Origin of the sequence: Mesorhizobium sp. M7A.F.Ca.CA.002.05.1.1 (assembly GCF_003998335.1) — a bacterium.
GTDB lineage: Bacteria > Pseudomonadota > Alphaproteobacteria > Rhizobiales > Rhizobiaceae > Mesorhizobium.
In genome coordinates this window covers 1-4971 of record NZ_RZQI01000171.1, presented here as the reverse complement: position 1 = coordinate 4971, position 4971 = coordinate 1, and the positions used below count along the sequence as shown (strand labels likewise).

At 62.7% G+C, this 4971-nt stretch carries 6 protein-coding genes; all 6 read right to left on the bottom strand.

The annotated features are described in order from the left end of the window. Positions 1–231: 231 nt before the first annotated feature. Entirely contained in the window at positions 232–648 is a 417-nt protein-coding gene (locus EN939_RS11580) for a c-type cytochrome (protein ID WP_127268124.1), read from the bottom strand. Then, positions 629–1507, bottom strand: a complete 879-nt coding sequence (locus EN939_RS11575; RefSeq protein WP_127268123.1) for a cytochrome c oxidase assembly protein — start codon at positions 1505–1507, stop codon at positions 629–631. The genes EN939_RS11580 and EN939_RS11575 overlap by 20 nt, the downstream gene beginning before the upstream one ends. Then, positions 1504–1713, bottom strand: a complete 210-nt coding sequence (locus tag EN939_RS39020; protein WP_245473082.1) for a hypothetical protein — start codon at positions 1711–1713, stop codon at positions 1504–1506. The genes EN939_RS11575 and EN939_RS39020 overlap by 4 nt, the downstream gene beginning before the upstream one ends. A gap of 133 nt (positions 1714–1846) precedes the next feature. Next, a complete protein-coding gene (locus tag EN939_RS11565; RefSeq protein ID WP_127268121.1) occupies positions 1847–2452 on the bottom strand; it encodes a cytochrome c oxidase subunit 3 in 606 nt (201 codons plus the stop codon). After that, positions 2449–4419, bottom strand: a complete 1971-nt coding sequence (ctaD, locus tag EN939_RS11560) for a cytochrome c oxidase subunit I (RefSeq protein WP_127268120.1) — start codon at positions 4417–4419, stop codon at positions 2449–2451. The genes EN939_RS11565 and ctaD overlap by 4 nt, the downstream gene beginning before the upstream one ends. Continuing rightward, positions 4416–4971 (bottom strand): c-type cytochrome (locus EN939_RS11555; protein WP_127268119.1); only part of this gene is annotated, 556 nt, incomplete at its 5' end. The genes EN939_RS11555 and ctaD, both read right to left, overlap by 4 nt.

Sequence of the window (4971 nt, the reverse complement as noted above, 5' to 3'; positions counted from 1 at the left end):
GCCTATGAGACCATCAAGCAGGAAGCCGGCCGGAAAAATATGGAAGCAGGCACGATGGCCGATCAGCTCGGCGAGGTCGTGAAGTCCACGGCAGACAAAACCGAGCATGCCGTGCGTGAACGGATTTCCGATCCGTCTCAGCGTCAAACCTAGCTTGAATGATCCTGGATCAACGATAGTCGGTCTCTTCAGAAGGGCCGGCGTTGTTGTTCAAACGGTGAACCGCTCGAGTCATTTCAGAGCGTAGAGGTAAGCCGCGATATCGCGCGCCTGCTGCTCTGTTATCCGGGTCGACGGCATGGCGGTGTGCGGATTGATTTCCCTGGCCGATCGTATCCAGCGGATCAGGTTCTCTGGATTGTTGGCCAGCCCGCCGCCGATAAAGACGCGGTCAGCAAGACTGGCATCCAGGCGAGGACCGACCTGCCCTTGCGCGCCCGGCACGCCCGTAATCGTATGGCAGCCGGAACAGCCATTCGCAGTCATGATCGGCAAGGCCCTCGCAGTGTCACCGCCTGTGGCCGCCTCCGCCTCGTGGCGGACGCGCGCGGCCCGATCGGACCACCAGGTCATTCCGGCCACGGCCGCGACGAGCAGCACCAGCGCGGCGATGACGGCGGCAAGCAGTTTAGACACGCTCGTACGCATGCGCCGCCTCCCTCCTTCCGCTCGCCTTGATCCACAACGCGGCCAGCAGCAGCGCTGCGCCGCCATATATCAATCCAGCCGGAACCCACATCACCAGCCCAGCAAGTTGCTGGTCCTCCAGGGGGCTCAAATTCCACAGTGCCGCTCCCACGGCGTTCTCCGGGTACCAGAGGCGTGGCGAGAGCAACAGGAGAACGCCGAGCAGCCCGGTATGCAGCGAGGTGACAAAGAGGTGCATCACTGCGCTCCCATAGGCATGCTGGCGGCCGGGACGCGGCAAGAGGACCCACCAGAACAGCAGCCCTGTTCCGAAGAAGCTCGCGTGCTGTGCATAGTGCAGTACGCCGCGTTCGAGCGCGGCCTCGAACAACACCGGAATGTGCCAAATCCATATAGCAATGCCGTGGATAATGGTCGCGCTGATCGGCCGCGTTGCGAAGGCCCAGACCACCCTCAGCCAATTGGCGTGTCCGGCAATTCCCAGAACGCGCCGGAACCGGATGGGTAGGCCCCACATCAAGGCCGCAGTCGGGCAGGCAGAGACCAACAGCGGCGCCGCCACGGCCATCAGCAGTTCATGCTCGATCATATGCGCCGCAAAGACCTGCTCGCCGAGCACATGAATCGGGCTGACCAATGCGGCTGTCAACACGCTCCATCCGGCCGTGAACAGCAGAGCCTGGCGCAGCCGCAGAGTCCTGCCGCGGCTGCTGCGCCGCCAAAGCCGGCCAGCGCCAACGACATATATCAGGGCAAGCACGGCGAGTGGCAGGGTGATGGGCAGCGCGAGCGTCCACCCGGCCCCGGGCGCGGCGGCGCCGTAGCAGATGGAAGTAGGGAACAGCGCGTCCAGGTTCATCGCAGGCACTCATCCAGGATCAGCGCCGCGCTGCCTTGCATGAGGATCACAAGCGCAAACAGCAACGCCGACAACATCCCGAGATTGGCGACGAAGCGCTCTGTGCCGCGCGTACGCTCCGGCTTGAATGCGGCACCGCCTCGCTGCTTCGCCCGCCACGACAGCGCCCCGCCGAGCAGCGACAACAAGACGAGCAGCAGCGCCACGGGAAGCACGACCGGCACCTGGCGGTTGCATTGCCAAGGCACCAGCGCATAATTCAGCTGTGTCGAGACCGCCCAGGCCAGCGGACCTGACAGAAGACCACCCCAAGACGTTCCCAACCGTAACGCTCGCATCTCAGCCTAGCCTCGGCGCCCAATAGATGAGCACGTAGATCGGGATCCAGGTCAGGACCACGAAATCCCAGTAGAAGACATTGTCGCCGACATCGCCGAAGCGCCGGCCGCTATAGCCGTGGCGCGTGAACATCAGCACTGTCAGCACGATGGTGTCGCCGACATCGGTTATAAGGTGCGTGGTGTGCAGGCCAAGCAGCACCCAGAGCATCGATCCATAGGCGTTGGTGTCCCAATAGATGTTGAGGGCGGGGAATTCGAACCAGCGCACGACGAGCGGAGCGATGCCGAGCAGCGACATAACCACCAGGCCGATCCGCACCGGAACCATGGAGCATTGCTTGGCGTGGCGGTGGAGGACGTGGTTGGGCACAAGGCTGACGACAAACAAAATCGTCACGATCGTTCCGGGCCAATGGTCAGGCTGCGGTGCGCTAAGCCGCCACGCTGGCCACGACAGCGCAAGATAGAGATATGCGCCCGCTGCCAGCGCGAAACCGGTGCCTTCCAAAGCCATGAAGCCGAGCGTGCCCCACCAGGTGGGGCTGCGCGGACCGTGCCCGAAGGTCGGCAGGCCAGAAAGATCGGCGGCGGCGCGCTGCTTCATTCCTGGTCCTCCGGATCGCCCTTGGGCCAGAACCAACCGATCAACGTGATGGCGATCGGCGCGGCGCCCCAGACGATCGCCCAAGGCGTGAAGATCGAATAGAGAAACGTGCCGCCGACGGCTAGCGCCGCAAAAAGCGGCCAGATCGACGGTGTGGCCGATTTCTCGCGAATATCGGGATAAGCTTCGGCCAAGGTCGAGATGAGGAGTTCGCGCGCATCGACGCGGAGCCCGGTCGCTACAGGGAGCGCCTCGCGCTCGGCCCAGAGCGGCTCGATATGGGTAACCATGGGAATGCGTGCGAAATTATAGCTCGGCGGTGGCGAGGACGTTGCCCACTCCAAGGTTCCTGCGTCCCACGGGTTGTTGCCGGCCAGGGTGCCTTTGAGCGCGCCATGCACCAGATTGAAAGTGAACAGGACAAAGCTCAGGAAAAAGAGCAGCGCCCCGGCAGAGATGAAAAGGTTGATGTTGCCCCAGCCAAGCTCGGCCGGATAGGTGTAGACCCTTCGTGGCATGCCCCATAGGCCGACGAGATGCATCGGGAAAAAGGCCGCATTGAACCCGATGAAGGCCAGCCAGAAATGCCACCGTCCAAGGCGTTCGCTCATCATGCGGCCGGTGATCTTCGGGAACCAGAAATAAGCCGCGCCAAGCAGCGGGAACACCGAGCCGCCGATCAGCACGTAATGGAAATGCGCGACGACGAAATAGGTGTCGTGCACCTGAAGATCCAGTGGCACCGAGGCGAGCATGACGCCGGTTAGCCCGCCGATGACGAAGATGAAGAAGAAGCCGAAGACGAACAGCAATGGCGTCCGGATCACCGGCCGGCGGTCCCAAAGTGTTGCAAGCCAGCAGAAGATCTGCACGCCGTTTGGAATCGCGATCAGCATGCTGGATGCGGTGAAGAAACTGGCGCCGAGCTTAGGCAATCCCGTGGCGAACATGTGGTGAACCCAGAGCCCGAACGACAGGAAGCCGACTGCGATAAGCGACAGGACCAGCCCGAGATGACCGAATGTCGGTCGCCTGGCGAAAACAGGAATGATCGCGGACACCATGCCCGTCGCCGGCAGGAAGATGATGTAAACCTCCGGATGGCCGAAGAACCAGAAGAGGTGTTGGAACAGCAGAGCATCCCCACCTTCCGCCGGGTTGAAGATGTGCGTGCCGACCAGCCGGTCAAGGATCAGGAAAGTCGAGGTGATCATCACCGCCGGCATCGCGAAGATGACGACGAAAGAAGTGACCAGCATCGCCCAGACATAGAGCGGGATCTTGTCCAGCGACATCCCGGGGGCCCGCTGCTTGAACACCGTGACGATGGTTGCCACCGCGACGGCCAGTGACGACACTTCGGTATAGGTGATCATCTGCGCCCAGACATCGGCGCGCTTGCCCGGTGCGAATTCGGGGCCGGACAGCGGCACGTAAGCGAACCAGCCCACATCAGGAGCCATGTTGAGGGCAAACGACACCCAGGCGAAAGCGCCGCCCGAGACGTAGATCCAATAGCTGAACGCGTTCAGGCGCGGAAACGCGATGTTGCGGGTGCCCACCATCAGCGGCACCAGGTAGATCCCGGTCGCCTGCACGATGGGCACGGCGAACAGAAACATCATCGTAACGCCATGCATGGTGAACAGCTGGTTGTAGAGGTCGGGCCCGATCAGGCCGCGTTGCGGTCCCGAAAGCTGGATACGCATGGCGACAGCGTTGAGACCGCCAAGACCAAGGAAGACGAAAGCGGTGATCAAATAGCGTCGTGCGATCACCTTGTGATCGACGCTCGAGAGCGCTCCGACGATGCCGGACGGCGTCCGCCAGGTGCGCTCGAGCCAGCGATGCAGGCTGGCATCATCCATGCCGGTATCGCGGGGGCCGTCACGTTCGGGAGCAAGGTCGCCCTTGGCGGGGTCTGGTTCCGGGATGTGGCGGTCGCCTGTGACATCGGCGCTGCTCATTTCAGCCCCTCGAGATAAGCGACGATTGCGTTGAGCTCGTCGCCGTTGAGATCTGCCACTGGCATGTGGGAACCCGGCTTGATGCCTTGCGGGTCGGCTATCCAGGCGGCGAGATTGCCGCGGCTCATCGTCAGCGTTCCGGCCGCCAATGTTTTCCGGCTGGCGATGTGGGTGAGGTCGGGAGCCACCGTTCCGCCGGCCGGCGTTCCCCCGATCCTGTGGCACATCACGCAGGGGCGTTTGAGGAACAGGTCTGCGCCGGCCTTGGCTTCGCCGCTCGCCGGCGCGCCGGCCGGCTGCAACTGGTCGTTCAGCCACGCATCGAATTTCGGGCGCGGTTCGGCGATGATGAAGGTGCCCATATTGGCGTGCTGCGCACCGCAGAATTCAGCGCATTGACCACGGTAGACGCCCGGCTTGTCGGCCTTGATATCCAACACGTTCATGTGGCCGGGGATAAGATCGAGTTTGCCGGCCAAGCTTGGGATCCAGAAGGAATGGATCACATCGGTCGAGGTCAATAGCAGCCGCACCGGCTCGCCGGCAGGGATA

What these genes read in the sequence shown, in the direction of transcription:
- EN939_RS11580 (WP_127268124.1), bottom strand. Translation starts at nt 648, where the DNA reads ATGCGTACGAGCGTGTCTAAACTGCTTGCCGCCGTCATCGCCGCGCTG.
- EN939_RS11575 (WP_127268123.1), bottom strand. Translation starts at nt 1,507, where the DNA reads ATGAACCTGGACGCGCTGTTCCCTACTTCCATCTGCTACGGCGCCGCC.
- EN939_RS11565 (WP_127268121.1), bottom strand. Translation starts at nt 2,452, where the DNA reads ATGAAGCAGCGCGCCGCCGCCGATCTTTCTGGCCTGCCGACCTTCGGG.
- ctaD (WP_127268120.1), bottom strand. Translation starts at nt 4,419, where the DNA reads ATGAGCAGCGCCGATGTCACAGGCGACCGCCACATCCCGGAACCAGAC.